Source organism: bacterium, from assembly GCA_026708015.1.
In the GTDB taxonomy this organism is placed as follows: Bacteria; Actinomycetota; Acidimicrobiia; order Acidimicrobiales; family Bin134; genus Poriferisocius.
This window is the reverse complement of the sequence record JAPOVT010000054.1, coordinates 102,261-116,962: the sequence shown is the minus strand read 5'-3', so window position 1 is coordinate 116,962 and position 14,702 is coordinate 102,261. Positions and strand designations below refer to the sequence as shown.

16 protein-coding genes are annotated in these 14,702 nt (G+C 65.9%); 3 read left to right on the top strand and 13 right to left on the bottom strand.

Features of this window, described 5'->3' with window-relative positions:
• Positions 1 to 46: 46 nt before the first annotated feature.
• Positions 47 to 949, bottom strand: coding sequence for an alpha/beta hydrolase (locus OXG30_13165; GenBank protein MCY4135842.1), 903 nt, complete (start codon positions 947 to 949; stop codon positions 47 to 49).
• Between the two features lie 109 nt (positions 950 to 1,058).
• Here OXG30_13165 and mca point away from each other — a divergent pair, with 109 nt between their 5' ends.
• On the top strand, positions 1,059 to 1,913 hold the full coding sequence (gene mca, locus OXG30_13160) for a mycothiol conjugate amidase Mca (GenBank protein MCY4135841.1): 855 nt from the start codon (positions 1,059 to 1,061) through the stop codon (positions 1,911 to 1,913).
• Positions 1,914 to 1,917: 4 nt separating this feature from the next.
• Entirely contained in the window at positions 1,918 to 2,313 is a 396-nt protein-coding gene (locus OXG30_13155) for a hypothetical protein (protein MCY4135840.1), read from the top strand.
• A gap of 7 nt (positions 2,314 to 2,320) precedes the next feature.
• Here the strand turns inward: OXG30_13155 and OXG30_13150 are convergent, their stop codons facing one another.
• The 7 genes from OXG30_13150 to OXG30_13120 all read right to left on the bottom strand — a co-directional run bounded on the left by OXG30_13150 (position 2,321) and on the right by OXG30_13120 (position 7,556).
• Complete coding sequence (locus tag OXG30_13150; GenBank protein ID MCY4135839.1) at positions 2,321 to 3,154, bottom strand: ChbG/HpnK family deacetylase; 834 nt, start codon at positions 3,152 to 3,154, stop codon at positions 2,321 to 2,323.
• A 36-nt stretch (positions 3,155 to 3,190) separates the two neighbouring features.
• The gene (locus OXG30_13145; GenBank protein MCY4135838.1) at positions 3,191 to 3,742 is read right to left on the bottom strand and encodes a thermonuclease family protein; all 552 of its coding nucleotides are present in this window, start codon (positions 3,740 to 3,742) and stop codon (positions 3,191 to 3,193) included.
• Positions 3,739 to 3,909, bottom strand: a complete 171-nt coding sequence (locus OXG30_13140; GenBank protein ID MCY4135837.1) for a hypothetical protein — start codon at positions 3,907 to 3,909, stop codon at positions 3,739 to 3,741. The genes OXG30_13145 and OXG30_13140 overlap by 4 nt, the downstream gene beginning before the upstream one ends.
• An 85-nt stretch (positions 3,910 to 3,994) precedes the next feature.
• On the bottom strand, positions 3,995 to 4,357 hold the full coding sequence (locus tag OXG30_13135) for a helix-turn-helix transcriptional regulator (GenBank protein MCY4135836.1): 363 nt from the start codon (positions 4,355 to 4,357) through the stop codon (positions 3,995 to 3,997).
• A 9-nt stretch (positions 4,358 to 4,366) separates the two neighbouring features.
• On the bottom strand, positions 4,367 to 5,284 hold the full coding sequence (locus OXG30_13130; GenBank protein MCY4135835.1) for a 3-hydroxybutyryl-CoA dehydrogenase: 918 nt from the start codon (positions 5,282 to 5,284) through the stop codon (positions 4,367 to 4,369).
• A gap of 129 nt (positions 5,285 to 5,413) precedes the next feature.
• Positions 5,414 to 5,725 carry a hypothetical protein gene (locus tag OXG30_13125; GenBank protein ID MCY4135834.1) on the bottom strand — a complete coding sequence of 104 codons (312 nt, stop codon included), beginning with the start codon at positions 5,723 to 5,725 and terminating at the stop codon, positions 5,414 to 5,416.
• Positions 5,726 to 5,792: 67 nt separating this feature from the next.
• On the bottom strand, positions 5,793 to 7,556 hold the full coding sequence (locus OXG30_13120; protein MCY4135833.1) for an alpha/beta fold hydrolase: 1,764 nt from the start codon (positions 7,554 to 7,556) through the stop codon (positions 5,793 to 5,795).
• Positions 7,557 to 7,618: 62 nt separating this feature from the next.
• Between OXG30_13120 and OXG30_13115 the strand changes: the two genes are divergently transcribed.
• The gene (locus OXG30_13115) at positions 7,619 to 8,599 is read left to right on the top strand and encodes an LLM class F420-dependent oxidoreductase (protein MCY4135832.1); all 981 of its coding nucleotides are present in this window, start codon (positions 7,619 to 7,621) and stop codon (positions 8,597 to 8,599) included.
• Here OXG30_13115 and OXG30_13110 read toward each other — a convergent pair.
• The 5 genes from OXG30_13110 to OXG30_13090 form a co-directional block, all read right to left on the bottom strand.
• The gene (locus OXG30_13110; GenBank protein MCY4135831.1) at positions 8,562 to 9,656 is read right to left on the bottom strand and encodes a methyltransferase domain-containing protein; all 1,095 of its coding nucleotides are present in this window, start codon (positions 9,654 to 9,656) and stop codon (positions 8,562 to 8,564) included. The two genes, OXG30_13115 and OXG30_13110, sit on opposite strands and share 38 nt — an antisense overlap.
• A 170-nt stretch (positions 9,657 to 9,826) precedes the next feature.
• Positions 9,827 to 10,507 (bottom strand): phosphatase PAP2 family protein, encoded by a 681-nt coding sequence (locus OXG30_13105; GenBank protein ID MCY4135830.1) that lies wholly within the window; start codon positions 10,505 to 10,507, stop codon positions 9,827 to 9,829.
• On the bottom strand, positions 10,504 to 11,409 hold the full coding sequence (locus OXG30_13100; protein MCY4135829.1) for an SDR family oxidoreductase: 906 nt from the start codon (positions 11,407 to 11,409) through the stop codon (positions 10,504 to 10,506). The genes OXG30_13105 and OXG30_13100 overlap by 4 nt, the downstream gene beginning before the upstream one ends.
• Before the next feature lie 28 nt (positions 11,410 to 11,437).
• Complete coding sequence (locus OXG30_13095; GenBank protein MCY4135828.1) at positions 11,438 to 12,646, bottom strand: geranylgeranyl reductase family protein; 1,209 nt, start codon at positions 12,644 to 12,646, stop codon at positions 11,438 to 11,440.
• Positions 12,647 to 12,659: 13 nt separating this feature from the next.
• A complete protein-coding gene (locus OXG30_13090; GenBank protein ID MCY4135827.1) occupies positions 12,660 to 14,645 on the bottom strand; it encodes a VanW family protein in 1,986 nt (661 codons plus the stop codon).
• Positions 14,646 to 14,702 lie beyond the last annotated feature (57 nt).

Sequence of the window (14,702 nt, the reverse complement as noted above, 5' to 3'; positions counted from 1 at the left end):
AACCGCACTAACCCGGCGCCGGATGCAACCGGCGCCGCCAACGCCCTCATCCCACGACGCGTCGGACAAAGGCCGCAATGGCCTCGGTTCCCTCAATCGCCTCGGGATAGTTGGGGTACATGATCTGGAAGTCGTGGATCATCTCCGGCCATATGCGGAGATCCACCTCGATGCCGGCCGACTCCAGCGCCGCGGCGAATCCGGTGGCATCGTCCAACAGCACCTCGTGGTCCCCGGCATGCACCAGCATGGGGGGCAGTCCCTCAAGGTCGCCGAAGAGCGGTGAGACCAACGGGTCTCGGGGGTCGTGGCCGTCCAAATACCAGCTGGCCGCGGTCACAGCGTCGTCGTGGCCGAACATCACATCCAGCTCGTCGCGCTCGGCATGGCTGGCCGAGGAGTTGGTCAGATCGACCCAGGGCGACAGGCAGACACCGGCCCCGGGCAGCGGCAACCCCTGGTTGCGGGCCCCGAGCATGACGGCACCCACCAGTCCGCCTCCGGCGGAGTCGCCGATGTATGCAATGCGGGCAGGATCGATCCCGGTGTCCAGCATCCAGCGGTAGGCGGCCAGGCAGTCGTCGACCGCAGCGGGGAAGGGATCCTCCGGGGCCAGTCGGTAGTCGATCATCAGCACCCGGGCCGGGATCAAAGAGGCCAGATGGGATCCAAAGCCTTGATGAGAGATGATCGATCCCACCCGATAGCCCCCGCCGTGGAAGAAAAGCAGCACTGGCAAACCGTCGGGATCGTGAGACTCGGGACGAAGCCAAGCGGCACCGGGCACTCCGGAAATCTCCACGCTCTCTTTGAGCACCCCGTCGGCCAGCGGAGTGTTCGCGGCGTTGGCGTCTAGGCGGGCTCGGCGCTCGGCGGGGGTCTCGGAGGGGTCGGGCTTCGGTGCGGACGCCAGCATGGACCGCACCGCTTCGAATTCTGGGCTTGGCATTCCCGGAGACTAACCCTTGCCCTGGTACCCCAAGGGACTCGGAAACCTACTGAGGGTTGCCGTGTTCAGGTTCTTGGCGGGACCGGGGCGGCGGTAGCCTAAGCGGGCGATGACCGCCGACCTCCGAATGCTCACCATCCACGCCCACCCCGATGACGAGGCGTCCAAGGGGTCGGCGACGGTGGCCATGTATGTGGACCAGGGGGTGGTGGCCTCATTGGTGTGCTGTACCGGCGGGGAAGAGGGCGACATCTTGAACCCAGCCATGGACCGCCCCGAGGTTCGCGACAATCTCAACCAAGTTCGCCGGGAAGAACTGGTGGAGGCCGCCGACGTGCTCGGCTATCGCAGCGTTCACTGGCTGGGCTACCGCGACTCCGGGATGCCCGAGAGCGACGCCAACGCCGATTCCCGCAGCTTCGCCCAAGCGCCTCTGGAAGAGGCTGTCGGGCGTCTGGTGGCCCTCATCCGGGCCGAGCGCCCCCATGTGGTGGTGACCTACGGGGAGGACCAGCAGGGCTACCGCCACCCCGACCATCTCCGGGTGGCTGAAATAAGCGGCCCGGCCTTCGAGGCTGCCGCCGACCCCGATGCCTATCCCGACGCCGGGGAGCCGTGGCAGGTGTTGAAGTTGTACTACGTGACCTGGTCGCGGAACCGGATCACCGCCCTGCACGAGAAGTTCGGAGAGCTGGATCTGGAGTCGCCCTATGACGAGCGGTGGTTCAGCCGGCCCTCCAACGACGACATCATCACCACCCGCATCCAGTGCGCCGAGTACTTCGATCGCCGGTCCAAGGCGCTGTTGGCCCATCGCACCCAGGTCGACCCCGACTCCAAATTCTGGTTCGGCCTGCCTGATCACCACATGGCCGATGCCTACCCCTGGGAGGACTACGTTCTGGCCCGCACCCTGGTGGACACCGATCTGCCCGAAACCGACCTGTTCGCGGGGATCGCCTAGGCCGATGGATCGGGCCCGGTATCTCAGCGATGAGTGGTTCGAGTTGAATCTGGAGGCGGCTTCGGGGTGGCCGAAGCGATCTGGCGTGGACTGCTCGGCCAACTTCGAGGTGGGCGAAGCGCCCGACGGGAAGGTCCGCTACCACGCGGTCATCCGCGACGGCCGTTTGGCGGAAATGGGCTCGGGCAAGTTGGCCGATGCTGACGTCAACATCGTCTACAAGTACGCCGACGCCCGAGCCGAGATATCCGGCGGCGACCATCCCGACCTGGCCTACATGACCGGACGCATGAAGCTGGAGGGGGATTACGCCCGCTGGGTTTTCGGCCTGCGCCCGCTGCTGGACTCAGCCGAGTACGACGATTTCCGGTCGGCTCTGGCCGAGCACACCGACTTCTAGCTAAGGCTCAGCCCTGGCGCTGGGCATCGCGTAGGTCGGCGTAACTCAGCATCCGGGCACCAGAGTGCTCCACCGCGGTGCGCAGCCCTGGGTCGTAGGCCACCAGCAGGTACTGCTCCACTCTGCTGAGCCAGCCCGGGTCCATCTCCCGCAGCTCGAGAGTGTCGATGGCCGGAGACACCACAAGCTCGGTCACCCCTGGGGCCAGGTTCTCCAGCGCATCCTCCAGGGTGCGGCGTGCGGGGCGGCCGCGGATCTGCGCCCGGTGCTCGGGGGCCAGCACACCGGCATCGGCGGCTAAGCGGCGGAACGGGAAGCCGGATCTGCGCTCTTGGTCGCTTCCCCCAAGGCGAATCGGCAGCGCCATCTCCACCGCCAGCTCCAAGTACACGTCGAAGAACTCGGGGCGCATCAGCAGAGTGTCCAAGTGCGGACTCAGATGGGTCAGGTCGCTGCCCCACTGGCTGGCTCGCTCGATTTGGGCCCGGCACTCCCGGTGGACCTCGTCAAGGTCGCTGTGCTCCCACGAGTCGGAAGGGGTCCGGGGGAAGCCGCCGTCGCCGTCCAGCAGCGACGGCGCCTGGGTTATCGGACCCCATCGGTAGTTGTCGAACTCGGCGTTGAGGGTGAGGTCAACCCCTACCGGGGTGTTGGCGAAGCGCCTGGCTGCGTCCCGGGCCCACGGACAGGGCACCATCAAGCTGGCGGCAGTGGCCACCCCTAGGTCCAGGCACTCAGCGATGCCCGCATTGGCCGCATGGGATTGCCCCATGCTGTCGCAGGTGATGATGAGGCCTCGGCCGTTGGGGTCACCGCCTAGGCGTTCCAGTAGCTCGCTCACTACCGGAAAGCTACCGCCCTTCGAACGCAAAGCGGCTTACTCAAGCACCACGTCTGCGCTGCCGCACTTGCTCCACAGGCCAAGCCCCTGGTCGCGGGCGTTGGCCGCAGCGGCGTAGAAGGCATCGGCGTGGGTGGTGTTCGGCTCGATGACCAGGGCTTCGGCATATCCGTTGGCGGCGATTTCGAGATTGACGAACAGGCCATCGCCGGAGCGATGCACATAGGCCAGCAGGCGGTCGTAGCGGTCGCGGGCTTCGGCGTCGCGGGTCAGCCGCACCTCGGTTCCTTCCGGCAGAAGCGATTTTGTGAATACGGTGGCCTCGTCGCCATAGCACTCGGCGGGCAGAAATCCCCCGATTGTCTCGGGGGTGTCGATGCCGATCAGTCGCACTCGCTCGGTCCGGCCTGCTACCTGCACCACTACTGTGTCGCCGTCGACCACCTGCATCACCGTCGCGGCGGCGCCGACCATCGCTGCGGCCAATTCGGGCGAGTCACCGGGCTGGCTGGTTGAACTTCCCGAGCAACCAACCAGCAAGAAGAGCCCGCCAACCAGCAGGCCGCTGACCGCGGCTGGCGACCTCACGCGGCGCGGGGAACGTCGTCGGAGGGGGAAGATGCGGGTTGGACGGCTGGGGAGTGGCGCTGCAAGGCGGCTCGGGCTTGGGCCAGACCTCGACGCCCGATTTCCTTGGTTCGCTCATCGATCCGCCATTCTGGTGGTGCCTCCAAGAGGGTGAGCTGTTGCTTCATGCTTCCAGTATCCCGATGGGAGTGACAGTTTGGGCCGGGAAGGGGAGGAAGTCTTCGGAAAGCTGCTCTGATGTGGGGAAAGACCCTACGAGTCTTGACTGCTGCCCCTCATGCTCCGGTACACCTCCAACAGGGCAGCCTTCTGCCCATCAGAGAGGTTGGCGTCGGCCCGAATGGTGGTTTCAGTATCGGAGATGCCCTCGGGATTCTCGCCGTTGGCGGCGTTGATGCCGGCGGCTTGGGCCAACAGGGTCTCAGCCGACAGGTTGAGTGCAGTGGCCAGCGACTTGATCACCCGCACCGATGGTTGGTGCAGACCCCTTTCCAGTTGGCTGAGGTAGGGGTTGGACACCTCGGCCAGATCAGACAGCTCCCGCAGAGTGAGTTGGGCCAGTTTGCGCTGGCTGCGCAGATAGTTCCCGAATGCCTCAACGGCGGCTTGGTCCATGATCCAGTCCTAGCTCTCGTACTCGTAGAAGCCCTTGCCGGTCTTGCGCCCCAGATGTCCGGCGGCCACCATGCGCCGCAACAGCGGGGGCGGGGCGTTGTGGGAGCCCTTGAACTCCTCGTAGAGCACGTCGGCCACCGCCTCGATGGTGTCCAGCCCGATGAGGTCGCACAGCGACAGCGGGCCCATGGGGTGGCCGCAGCCGTACATCATTCCGCTGTCGATGTCGGCCGCGCTCACCTTGCCCTGGTCGAACATTCGTATGGCCTCGAGCAGGTAGGGGACCAGCAGACGGTTCACCACGAACCCGGCCCGGTCGCGGCAGCGGATTACCCGCTTGTCCAGTACTTCCACTGCGAAGCGGTCGACCCGGTCGATGGTCTCCAAGGAGGTGCCCAGCGAGCGCACCAACTCCACCAAGGGCTGCACCGGGGCAGGATTGAAGAAGTGCATGCCCAGCACCATGTCCGACCGGCTGGTGATGGAGCCCAAGGTAATAACGGGAATCGACGAGGTGTTGGTGGCCAAGATGGCGTTGGGGGCCATCACCTTGTCCATGGCCCGGAATACCGAGAGTTTCTCCTCCAGCGACTCGATGACGGCCTCAATGGCCAGGTCTCGGTCGGCCAGATCGCCCAAGTCGGTGCTGAAGCTGAGCGAGTCCAAGGCCAACTCTCGGGTGGCGGCGGGCATCTTTTCTCGGGCCACCGCCTTTTCCATCGACTGCTCAATTTTCATGCGGGCGGCGTCGATGGCCCCCTTGTCCACCTCGACAACCAGGGTGTCCAAGCCGACCCGGGCACAGACTTCGGCGATGCCCGAACCCATGGTGCCCCCGCCGATCACTCCGATTCTGTTGATCGGCTCCAGCGACGACTCAAAATCCTGCGGCGGCTGTGCGCCGGAGGAGTCGGCACCCGTAGTCATGGCTTCCCTCCCGTCCACCGAATCCGGTGACCCCTACGTGGGTGTTTAGGATAGTACGCAAGCGATAGAAAAATAAAACGGGGCCGGTCAGCGACCGGCCCCGTTTGCAGGAAAGAGCTGAGGGGGGAATCAGCTCTTCTTGGAAACTGGCTGGGCCGGAGCTGCGCCGTTGGCGGTGGCTGCGGCCAGCAAGTTCTGGGCGAACTCCTTCTGGGTGTTGAGCAGTTCCTGGGCGAACCCGAAGCTGACGTTCATCAGCTCCTTGGGATCGGGAAGGGAGTCAAGGCCGGGCACGGAATCAAGCTTCAAGCTCTCGGGTGTGATGCTGCCGACCGTATCGGTGAGGGTGCGGACACCTTCGACGATGGCGGTCTGGCCCATCTTGAGGGCGCTCAGAACCTGTTCTTGCACGGCTTCGGTGATTTCTTTGACGTCGGTCATGTTGCATACTTTACTTAGCAGGAGCTTGATTGGCAATTCAATAGAGACTTTTTTCGGAGAAATTCGATCAGTCTGAGAATGCGTCATCGGAGCGCATTTTCACATAGAGGCCCGGGGCGTCCTCCATCGGCGTGTAGGCCTCGCTGCCGAGCTGCTTGGGGGCATCGACCTTGTCGCCAGCCCGTTCGCCGATCCATTCGGCCCAGTCCTCCCACCACGTTTCCTGGTGCTGTTCGGCGCCTTCCAACCACCCCTCGGGCGACTCTGGGATCTTGTCGTTGGTCCAGTGGCGGGCCTTGGGGCTGGGCGGGTTGACGATGCCGGCGATGTGGCCGGAGGTGCTGAGCACGAATCGGTTGTGGCCCCCTAGCAGGGTTGCGGTTCGGTAGGCCGCCGTCCACGGCACGATGTGGTCGTCGATGGCCGACAGCACGTAGGCGTCCTGTTTGATGTCGGCGGGGCGCAGAGAGGTGCCGTCGACCTCGAAAGTGTCGTTGGCGAACTCATTGTGGAGGTAGCAGCGGCGCAGGTAGCTGCTGTGCATGCGGGCCGGCATCCGGGTGCTGTCGTTGTTCCAGGCCAGCAGGTCGAACGCCGGCGGGTCCTCGCCCAACAGCCAGTTGTTCACCACGTACTGGAAGATCAGGTCGTTGGCCCGGATGGCGTCGAAGGTGCGGGCCATCTCGCTGGCCTCCAGATATCCCTGGTCGGCCATCTTGCGCTCGAGCCCGGCCACGGTGGGCTCGTCGGTGAACGCTCCCAGCACGCCGGGATCGGAGAAGTCGGTCAAAGTGTTCAAGAACGTGGCGGTGTGGATCGGCTGGTCGCCGGTGGCCGCTCCGTGGGCCATGGCGATGGCGCTGAGCGTGCCCCCCAGACACACGTTGACGGTGTTCACCTGCGTCTGCCCGGTTATCTCCTGCACCACCCGCAGGGCGTCGAGGGGTCCCTGGCGCAGATAGTCCTCGAAGCTGGTGTCGCGCATCGACCCGTCGGGGTTGCGATAGCTGATGGTGAAGCAGGTGTGGCCGTGCTGCACCGCCCATTCGATCAGGCTCTTCTGCGGGGCCAAGTCCATGATGTAGTACTTGTTGATCCACGGCGGGCAGAACAGCATCGGGATCTTGTAGACCTGTTCGGTCTGCGGCTCGTACTGCATGACCTCGATCAGGTCGCTGCGGTACACCACCTTGCCAGGAGTCAGGGCCATGTTCAGACCCGGCTCGAACCCCGAATCGTCCACCTTGGACGGCCACCCATCGTTGTGGCGCAGGTCGTGGAGCATGTTGGCCGCGCCCTTGACCACGCTGGCCCCGCCGGTGGCCGCGGCCTTGGCCAGGGCATCGGGGTTGGTGAGCAGCATGTTGGTGGGGGCCAGGGCGTCGAAGGCGAATGAGGCGGCGAATTTCGCTTTGCGGTCCTCGGCTTCATCCAGGTTGGCCGCGTCGATGAGGTCGTCGGCCAAGTTCCTGGTCAGCAGATAGGTCTGCTGGAGACCGAAGAAATATGGATTGTCCTGCCAGGCTGTGGAGGTCCAGCGGTGGTCCTTGGGTCGGGGCTGAATGGGCGCAGGGGCCTCGGGGTCGGCGGTGTTGGCCGCCTTGGCCATGGTGGCCGCTCCCACCTTCATCGCTCCGGCGGCCGCCTTGAGGAGGGCGGTACCCACCCCCACCGGATTGGCCGCGGCCTTCATGCCCGCGTTCACCAGGGTGCGGGCGAAGTAGACCGGGTCGAGCGTGTCGATGATCTGGTCGCCCACCCAGTTGGGGTCGAGGACATCGGACTCGCCGGCGGTGGCCCCAATTTTCCCTGCTTCGACCTCTTCACTCACGGTTGGGAACTTTATCAAGCAGAACTCCAAGACTCGTCACTCAGGAGCCATAGAGTTGCCGCATGGTTTCACGACGCGACGGGATGACGGTTCCCCTGTTCGGCCCCATCGACCAGCAGGCCGCTCAGATGGCTGAGCTGGTCGAATTGGGCTACACCGACGTGTGGTCGTCGGAGTCCAACTCCCACGACGCTTTCACCCCGCTGGTGCTGGCCTCGCAGTGGGCGCCGACGCTGCGCTTGGGCACCGCTATCGTCCCGGCCTATACCCGGGGTCCGGCCCTCGTGGCCCAGTCGGCGGCGACGCTGGCGTCGCTGGCGCCGGGGCGGTTCTTGCTGGGGGTGGGTAGCTCCTCGGACGTGATCGTGGAACGGTGGAACTCCATTCCGTTCGACGCCCCCTACCAGCGGGTGCGCGACTTGGTGCGCTTTTTGAAGCCCGCCCTGGCCGGCGAGAAGGTGAGCGGCGACTACGACACCTTCTCGGTTCAGGGCTTTCGGCTGGGAATGGTCCCACCCGAGCCGCCGCCGATCTTGGTGGCGGCGCTGCGATCCCAGATGCTGACGCTGGCCGGCAAAGAGGCCGACGGGGCCATCATCAACTGGCTGTCGGCCGACGACACCGCCCGGGTGAGCGAGATCGTCAATGCCCAGGGTCCCGACAAGGAGATCGTGGCCCGCATCTTCGTGTGCCCGAACCCCGACCGGGAGACGGTTATCGCCCAGGGGCGGCGGGCGGTGGCCGGCTACCTCAATGTGCCCGTCTACCGGGCGTTCCACCAGTGGCTAGGGCGTGGCGAGCTGCTGGCCGAGCACTGGGAGCGGTGGGCGGCCGGCGACCGGGCCGGATCGCTGGAGGCCATTCCCGAGCAGGTGGTGGACGACCTGATTGTGAACGGCACCCCCGAGGAGTGCCGCAAGCACATCGACCGATACTTCGATAACGGCGTCACCACCTCATCGCTCATGTTGATGCCTTTGGGCGGGATCGACCCTTGGGAGGCAGTCAGGTCGCTAGCGCCGCGGCCCGCTGGAGGTGGCTGACGTAGTCGGCCATCTGATAGCCGGCGGCTGCCCCGCTGGTGGAGGGCATGACATAGACCGGTCGACCGGCCAACCCTTGAGGTTGCGGCCCGGCCTTTGCCTTTCGGTCCACGGCGGCCCGCCAGCCGGCCAGCCCCACGAAGCACACCGCCGAGGGACTGAGCCACTCCGCTAGCCACTTCAGCCGGTCGAGGCCCCGGCGGTACTCGTCGGCGGTGAGCTCATCGGCCCGGGGGGTGGCCCGCTTGACTAGATCGGTCATGCCCACCCCGTGGTCGATCAGCGCCCGCCGGGGGTCGCGGTCGGCACTCACCAAGCCGGCGGCCAGCACCGCGGGCCAGAACCGGTTGCCCGGTCGGGCGAATCCCGCGCCGGCGTTGGCCGCATACACGCTGGGGTTCAGGCCGCAAATCAATAGCCGCATTTCTGGGCCCACGGTGTCGGGCAGCGTGCGGGCCCGGCGACCTTTGACGATGAGGGTGGCAACCTTGGGGGGCCGGTCCAACCGCTTCAGGGCGTCGAGCTCGAACCCGGCGCCCTCCATGAGGGGCGCAATCCACTCTTCGGGCCACTGGGAGAAGCGGCGGCCGGGGAAGTCGTCGTCGGAGAACGGCTCGAAATCGGCATCCCCCTCGAAGATGTGAAGTTCCACCGGCGCGCCAACAGCCAGAGCTCGGTGCAGGTCGGCCAGCGCCAGCGGTACATGGCGGCGGTCGAGGTGTACGTAGCTGCGCGATGCCCACGCCCCGGCCAGCGACCCGGTGGCCAAGGGCAGCGCGGCCAGATCAGCCCGGCAGCGCAGGGCATCGGGGGCGTGTTCGGGAACCATCTCCAGCATGGACCGGGCCGCGTCGATGGCCAGCGCGGGGCTGGGCAGGGCGGGGCCAGCCAGCGCGGCGGTGTGCCAGCCGGGGCCGCAGCCCAGATCGGCGGTGATTCCGTCAGGGCGATCTAGGGCGGCGAAAGCTTCGACCGCTGAAGTGGACTTGGGCTGGCGCTCAGCCCGCCATTCGGCCGCCCGGTCCTCGTAGACGCTGACGGTGTTGTGATCGGCCATGGTCCATTAGTGGTCCGTCTGTGAATTGGCTGGCGCGGATTGCGACGGCATCGGCGTTCCTCGCAAGGCGCACCGACGCAGCCATACCCGGAGCGTACGGCAAGGAGGAGCAACGCCGCGAGGGGCGTCGATGGCTAGCAGGACGCCCTGACCAATTTGCAGACGGACCACTAGCGAAGCGGCCAGATCTTCTTGAACAGCCGGGCGATCACTGCGCCCACCAGGGCGCCGACCACCACGTCGGAAGCGTGGTGGATGCGCACATGGACCCTGCTGGCCGCCACCACTGAGGCGGCCGCCCAGAACGGCCAGCGGCGGCGTCGGGACTCGGCCAAGAGCGCGGCGGCTACCACCGCGGCGCTGGCATGGCCGCTCGGAAAGCTGCTGGTGAGCGGCTGGCGCAGCCGGTGCGGATGGTCGCGCTCAGCCAGCGGCCGGGAGCGGTTGAAGGCTGATTTTATCGGTCCGTTGACCAGCGCTGACTCCACCGCCAAAGCTACAGACACCCGCAGGGCTCGGCGCCGACCCCGCTTGGAGGTCGCACCAGCCCAGGCCAGGGCGTGCCACAGGATGCTGAAGTTGCCCAGTTCTGAGGCGGTGTAGAACACCCGGTCGGCCATCGGATGGCCCCGGAGACGGTTGAAAAGCTGCTCGGCGGCCTCGTCGAATGCCTCCACAGCCGCCGACGTGCCTTCGGGGGTTTCGTCTTCGAACCCCTCCTCGTCTAGCGCCTCGTAGCCGGGCGCTTCGCCGAAGAACGCCACGTCCTGGATGTCCTCGTCGTCGAGGTCCTTTAGCAAGTCGGCCGCGTCAGAAGCGTCATCGGGGTGTTCGGCCATGTCAGCGGTCATTCCGGGGCAGCACGGATCATCTTGTAGGCCACGCCCACCTCGTGGTTGGCGTCGTTCAGAACCTTGTAGCCGGACTCGTCGCGAATCTGATCGAAATTCTCAGCCACGTCCTCCACGGTGAGATCGGGGTTGTAGTAGCCGGGGGTCCGGCCGATGAAGAAACGGGCCACCGTGCCGCCGGCCGCGGAGTACACCTCGCCCGAGACCGGACAGTCCTCATGGGCCAGAAAGCACACCACCGGAGTGACCAGCTCAGGATTCATGGTCTCTTTGACCTCCTCGCCGAGTATGGCCTCGGTCATGCGGGTGGTGGCCACCGGCGCGATGCAGTTGGCCTTGATGTTGTACTTGGCCCCCTCCAGAGCCAGCGTGTTGGTGAGCCCGACAAGGCCCATCTTGGCCGCGCTGTAGTTGGACTGGCCAAAGTTGCCCAGCACTCCTGCGTTGGATGTGGCGCAGACGATGCGGCCATAGCCCTGCTCGCGCATCTGGACGAAAGCCGGCCGGGTGACGTTGAACGCCCCCCGAAGATGGACGGCCAGTACCGGGTGGAGCTGATCGTCCTCCAGCTTGTGGAAGGTCTTGTCCCGCAGGATTCCGGCGTTGTTGATCACAATGTCCACCCGCCCGAACGCTTCCATCGCGGTGGCAGTAATGGCGGCCCCGCCCTCGGAGGTGGCCACCGAGTTGGTGTCGGCCATCGCCTCGCCGCCGCCGTCATTGATCTCGTTGGCCACCAACTGGGCCGGGCCCTCGCTGGCCCCGGTGCCATCAGCGGCCCCGCCCAAGTCGTTGATCACCAACCGGGCCCCCCGCCGGGCCAGCTCCAGGGCGTACAGTCGCCCCAGCCCGCCGCCGGCTCCCGTGACGATCGCAACCCTGTTGTCAAAACTCAATGCCATGACCGGAAGGTTACGGCTATTGAGTGCGCTAGCGGTAAGCGCCGGGGGTGGTGAGGGGTTTGTGGCGCCAGCGGCGGGGGGTGGTGATGATGGACCGGGGGTAGTCTTCGAAGAGCCAGCGGGCGAAGTTTCGCCGGGTCCAAGGGGTGAGCCCGGCGATGCGCACCGCTCCCCGGGCCCCGGGGCGGGTGGCCAAAACCCGGCCCAGACGGCGGGCCATGCGATGGTCGGCGAACAGCTCTTGGCGCACAAAACGGCGGTAGTGGGCCATCACCAGGTTGGCGTCACCGCCGCCGGTGAGCACGGCGTTGGCCGCACCAATACCGGTGATCAGGGCCTGGGCGATGCCCTCGCCGCTCATCGGGTCGGTGGCTGCCGCGGCGTCGCCGGTGAACATGGTTCGACGGGCAGTCAGGGAGATCTTGTCTATACGGGCGGGAATGGGCCAGGCCCGGTGAGACGTCTCAGGGGCGGCGCCATCGCCCAGCACGGCTCGGATGTGGTCTCGCTCCAGCAGGTCTCGCCACAGCTTGCCCATATCGCCCACCGCCACCGGGCCGTCCCGGCGCACGCCGAACCCCACGTTGGCCCGGCCGTCGGGCAGGGGAAACGACCAGACATAGCCAGGCAGGATCTCCTCCTCAAACCACACCCACAATGCCCGGCTGGCCTGAGTGTCCACCCCCGACCAGTACTGGCGGAACGCATGCCAGTCGCCCCGGTATCCGTCGTGGGCCAGCCCCAGGAACTTGCGGGTGGGCGACCACATCCCATCAGCAGCAATGGCGTAGCCAGCGGTCATCGTCCCTGTGCCCTCCAATTCCAGGGTCACTCGGCCGTCATCCTCGGAAAGCCCCTGGCAGGCGGCGCCCTCCGCCAAATCAACGCCCTCGGCCTTGGCCTTCTCCACCAGGGCGTTGTCCAACTCGGCCCGGGGGACAACCGCGGCGAATTGACCGCCCGATCGGGGAAGTGGAAACTCGACAGTGCGGCCTGAGGGCGATCGGATGTAGACGTCCTCCACTGGCATCCACGTGGAGATGGGGGCCGGGTCCAGCCCTAGGCCTTCCAGGATCCTCAGGGCGCCGGCAGTGAGTCCGTCGCCGCACGCTTTGGGACGGGGGAAGCGGGCCTTGTCCACCATCACCACCCGCTTTCCGGCCCGAGCCAAAGTGATGCCCGCCGCGCACCCGGCTGGCCCGGCTCCGATGACGGCCGCGTCCCAGTCGTCGTTCATCGATCTGACGGGCTCACGCGGCCTGGCCCGCCGCTTGCTGGGGATCTAAGGCCTGCGATTGCCCGGGTTGGGCGTCGGGATCTTGAGCGGGTGTCTCTCCGGGTTCCCCCTTTTCCTCGGGAGGAACAGCCTCCCCGGGCTCTACCTCTTCCTCAGGCGGGGCAATAGTGCAGAGATCGGCCCGATTGTCCTCGTTCACGTCAGCGGGGGCATGGGTTCCGGTGCAATCTTCGGGGTCGATGCACTCCTCGGGCAGCCCCGCTTCGTCCAGCTCCACCACGCCATCGCCGTCCGCGTCCATCGGCAGCACCGAAGACGTACACACTCCTTGGCAGTTGATGCCCTCTCGGGGCTGGTAGAGCGCGGAGACCGAGTCGCGCAAAACCGTGCCGTCGGAGTAGGTCCGGCTGCGCTCAGTGGTGCGCCGGGTGCAGTGCCCCCGCGGGGTGTCATAGCGGTTGGTCCACTCCACCTCGGTATAGGCGGTGGAGTAAACGCTCACGGTGACGCTGCCGCTGGTCACGGTGGGCCACAGCAGCACCGCATAGGGGTTGGGGTTTCGGAACTTGAAGTCGGGCTTGGGCCAGGAGATGGTGGCGTCCACACCATCGCGGTAGCGGGCGATGTCGATGCTGTGGGCCTGGTATTCGGGAAACTCCATTCCGGCGTTGAAGGTGGCGGTGAACAAGGTGGTGATGAATTGGGAGATGCCTCCCCCCACGTCATCGGTGTACACCCCGTCGTAGATCACCCCGGCATCCACGAACCCCTTCTCCTCGGTGCGCTCGCCCACGTATTCGTTGACCGAGAAAATCTCACCCGGATACACCACTGCCCCCTGGATCAACTCGGCGATGCGGTGGATGTTGGAGACCCGATCCTGGCCCGGCGTGTAGTGGGTGGTGAACCGCCCGGTCAGCTCCACGATCCCCCGTTCCTCCAGCCAGCTCTGGTCGTTGATCTCATCGGACTCCCGCAGCTCCAATTCCACCGCGGGCTGGGCGGTGTTCAGGGCGGCCAGCACCTCTTGAGACGCGCTCAGCTGGCAGCAGATGTAGGCCGGGACTTCGCTCACCAGCACCGGCACATCATCTTGAATGGTGAGGATCGGTTCGGATGCCACGGTGGCAACCTCGATGAAGAGCTCGGCCAGATCCCCTTTGATCCGCTGCTGGTCGATTCCGTAGGACCACTGGTCGTTCTCGGAATGGAGCGTGAGCCAGGAGCGGAGCTGGGCCGGCTGCACACGCTTGGTGACCTCCTGCACGGTCACCAGGATCCCCTGGGCAGTGCGCTGATTGACCCAGTCCACCGTTTGGAGCATCACCTCTTCGCCCCGCTCGGGGGGGATCAGGCTCACTTCGGCCTCGATCCTCAGGGGGTCGTCGCCCCGGACAGCTGCTTCCAGCAGTTGGGGGAGCGCTGGCGATAGATCGGCAACCTCGCCGGGCACGCCGGGGGCCACCTGGAATATGCCGTTTTCCAGCACTATGTGCGGATCGGCCGGGGCGCGGTGCAGTTCGGCCTCTAGGCGGGCGATCTTGCTTTCTTCGGCCGACAAAGTGAGCAACAGCTCTAACCGCGAGCTCTCGAAGAACGAGGCCGTCCAGCCGATGGGATTGCCCGTCCCACTGTCCAATTCCATGATCGCGTCCACAGTGCCCTCTACGTCCACCTCCAGCCCGGTGTCAGCGGCAGTCACGGTGATGGCTTGGCTGGGCGTTGCGATCTCCACCGGGGTCTGCTGGAAGCGCTCGGCCAGGTCGACAACCACCGCGGTCACGTCGTCCTCGCTCAATCCGCCGATGTCGATGCCGCTGTCGGAGATGATTGGGCTCTCGATCTTCAAGCCCCGGGGAGTCCTGTTGCCGCTGCCGGAGTAGTCGATCAGCCAGATCAACAGCCAAACCACCAGGATCAGCACCGGAACGAACATGAGGACCCACATCCAAAGCGGGCGGGGAGGCCGGCGCAGTTTGAGTGGCGGTTGGCGATCCATGGGGATTAGGGGATCGTAGTGGGAGCTTCCCGCCGGTCGGGTTCAGCAGGCATGGCG

What these genes read in the sequence shown, in the direction of transcription:
- OXG30_13110 (MCY4135831.1), bottom strand. Translation starts at nt 9,656, where the DNA reads ATGGCCGATCACAACACCGTCAGCGTCTACGAGGACCGGGCGGCCGAA.
- OXG30_13100 (MCY4135829.1), bottom strand. Translation starts at nt 11,409, where the DNA reads ATGGCATTGAGTTTTGACAACAGGGTTGCGATCGTCACGGGAGCCGGC.
- OXG30_13095 (MCY4135828.1), bottom strand. Translation starts at nt 12,646, where the DNA reads ATGAACGACGACTGGGACGCGGCCGTCATCGGAGCCGGGCCAGCCGGG.
- OXG30_13135 (MCY4135836.1), bottom strand. Translation starts at nt 4,357, where the DNA reads ATGGACCAAGCCGCCGTTGAGGCATTCGGGAACTATCTGCGCAGCCAG.
- OXG30_13140 (MCY4135837.1), bottom strand. Translation starts at nt 3,909, where the DNA reads ATGAAGCAACAGCTCACCCTCTTGGAGGCACCACCAGAATGGCGGATC.
- OXG30_13130 (MCY4135835.1), bottom strand. Translation starts at nt 5,284, where the DNA reads ATGACTACGGGTGCCGACTCCTCCGGCGCACAGCCGCCGCAGGATTTT.
- OXG30_13115 (MCY4135832.1), top strand. Translation starts at nt 7,619, where the DNA reads ATGGTTTCACGACGCGACGGGATGACGGTTCCCCTGTTCGGCCCCATC.
- OXG30_13105 (MCY4135830.1), bottom strand. Translation starts at nt 10,507, where the DNA reads ATGACCGCTGACATGGCCGAACACCCCGATGACGCTTCTGACGCGGCC.
- OXG30_13125 (MCY4135834.1), bottom strand. Translation starts at nt 5,725, where the DNA reads ATGACCGACGTCAAAGAAATCACCGAAGCCGTGCAAGAACAGGTTCTG.
- OXG30_13165 (MCY4135842.1), bottom strand. Translation starts at nt 949, where the DNA reads ATGCCAAGCCCAGAATTCGAAGCGGTGCGGTCCATGCTGGCGTCCGCA.
- OXG30_13090 (MCY4135827.1), bottom strand. Translation starts at nt 14,645, where the DNA reads ATGGATCGCCAACCGCCACTCAAACTGCGCCGGCCTCCCCGCCCGCTT.
- OXG30_13155 (MCY4135840.1), top strand. Translation starts at nt 1,918, where the DNA reads ATGGATCGGGCCCGGTATCTCAGCGATGAGTGGTTCGAGTTGAATCTG.
- mca (MCY4135841.1), top strand. Translation starts at nt 1,059, where the DNA reads ATGACCGCCGACCTCCGAATGCTCACCATCCACGCCCACCCCGATGAC.